The organism is Paraburkholderia fungorum (assembly GCF_046027605.1).
Lineage (GTDB): Bacteria > Pseudomonadota > Gammaproteobacteria > Burkholderiales > Burkholderiaceae > Paraburkholderia > Paraburkholderia fungorum_F.
The window spans coordinates 1-2007 of sequence record NZ_JAQQEF010000075.1; the positions used below are offsets into that span (position 1 = coordinate 1).

The window sequence follows — 2007 nt, forward strand, 5'->3', positions numbered from 1 at the left end:
GGCGAGCGCGGTGCTGTCTCACGCGCGCAGAGGCCCGAGGATTTCTTCGTTATGTTCGCCGAGCACCGGCGGCGGCACGATCTCAAGCGAGCGTTCGCCGTTGTAGCTCACCGGGCTGCGCACGGTCTTGTATTCGCCCATCGTGGCGTGCTGTGCGGACACCAGCAGTTCCAGATGCTTCGCCTGCGGATCTTCCAGTGCCTCGCTGGCGTCGTACATTGGCGCATGCGGCACATCCTGCTCGAGCAGCAGGCGGCACCACTCGTCGCGATCACGCTCGACGAAGACCCCCGAGAGGACCTCGATCATCGCTTCCTGGTTGTCGATGCGGCCTTCTCGCGTCGAGAAGCGCGGGTCATCGAGCAAGCCGGGCCTGCCGATCACCGTGGCGAGTCCCTGCCAGAATTTTTCCGGCGATGACATATGCAGCGCGAGCCACTTGCCGTCCCGGCATTTCATGACGTACGACTGCGAGACCATCGGCCGGCTGTACGGTCCCATCAGCTCGTTGGCCGAATAGTAGTGCGTGAACGCGTCCATGTTGAAATGGGTCATGGCCTCGAGCATCGACACTTCCACGCTCAAGCCCGTTCCGGTGCGCGCGCGTTCCTGCAGCGCCCCGAGAATGCCGTAGGCGGCGTAGAAGCCAGTGATCGAATCGGCGATTGCCGGTCCAACCACGCGCGGGTTCTCCGGATTGATCAACAGTCCGAGAAAACCACTCGCGGCCTGCGCGACCGTGTCGTATGCAGGACGGCCCATGGAAGGCCCCGACTGGCCGAAGCCGCTGATCGAACAGTAGATCAGGCGAGGATTGATCGCACGAAGACGCGCTTCGTCCACATTCAGACGCGCTGCCGCGCCCGGGCGGAAGTTCTGGATATAGACGTCCGCCGTGCGGATGAGCTCGTCGAAAGCGGCGAGATCGTCGGCATCTTTCGTATTGAGCGTGACGCTGCGCTTGTTGCGGTTGTAAGTCTGGAAGTGCGGGCTGTACAGGCCGCCGCGGAACGCCCGGAAGGGGTCCCCGGCGCCGGGTTGCTCGACCTTGATCACGTCGGCACCGAGGTCGCCGAGCAGCATTCCTGTGGCCGGTCCGGTAATGAAGGTGCCCTGCTCGATGACGCGTATGTTCTGCAATACCTTGATCACTTCAATTACTCCCTATGCGGCAGCCGCCGCTTTGTATTCCGGGGCGCCTGTTCACGCGACGTAGCTGATCGCGCTTTCGCCGGCGTGGGCCAGTGCAAAGCCGATCGGCTCCATGCTCTCTTCCAGCAGATGGGCGACGAGGCTCACGCTGCGTGCGACGAGCGGCACGCCTTTCAAGGCCTTGAGAGGAAAACCGACGTCCAGCAGCACGGCGGGAATCGCGCCGGACACGTTGATCGGCAGTGCCCGGCCATAAATTTGCGGTACTGCGGCAGCGATGGCGCGCAGGACCCGTACATTCTCGCCTGCTGTGCCGAGTTCGTCCGCGAGGGCGAGCAGGCGCGTGGCGCGCGGATCTTCCTGCTGATGGAGCGGATGCCCGAAACCGGGCAGCGGCGCGCGCCGCGCCCGCAGCGCCGAGATTTCACGCTCGACCACCTCTGCGAGCGTGCCTTCCTGCGGCGTTTTTGCGAGCAACGCGGCAAACAGCTTGCCCGCCTCTTCGGAACTGCCGAGAACGACTGACCCACATCCCAGCAGTCCGGCGGCAACCGCGCCCTGCAAGGCCTCGGGTGCTGCGGCGTATGTCATGCGGGCGGCTTGTATGGAGGGGACCAGCCCGTGTTCCGAGATCGACACGAGCGATGCGTCGAGGAGCAGGCGCTGGGTGTCCGTGGGCGGCTGGCCCGTGAGGAGCAGGCAAAAGAAGTCGGTCAGGCTCACCTGGCCTATCAATTCCTTGCAGAGATCCCGGTTACGGACGGTGATGCTGTCAGGTGTCGCGGTCGAAATCGACGTGCGTAGCTGACTGGGTTTTCCAATTTGCATGGCGACCTTTGAAGGATGCGATGGATA

At 63.6% G+C, this 2007-nt stretch carries 2 protein-coding genes; both read right to left on the reverse strand.

Going from position 1 to position 2007, the window contains the following annotated elements; all coding sequences use genetic code 11:
• Positions 1–18 precede the first annotated feature (18 nt).
• Positions 19–1152 (reverse strand): CaiB/BaiF CoA transferase family protein, encoded by a 1134-nt coding sequence (locus tag PQR53_RS38780; protein WP_408465868.1) that lies wholly within the window; start codon positions 1150–1152, stop codon positions 19–21.
• A 51-nt stretch (positions 1153–1203) separates the two neighbouring features.
• Positions 1204–1980: a citryl-CoA lyase gene (locus PQR53_RS38785; protein WP_408465870.1), complete on the reverse strand. Its 777-nt coding sequence runs from the start codon at positions 1978–1980 to the stop codon at positions 1204–1206.
• Between the last annotated feature and the right edge of the window lie 27 nt (positions 1981–2007).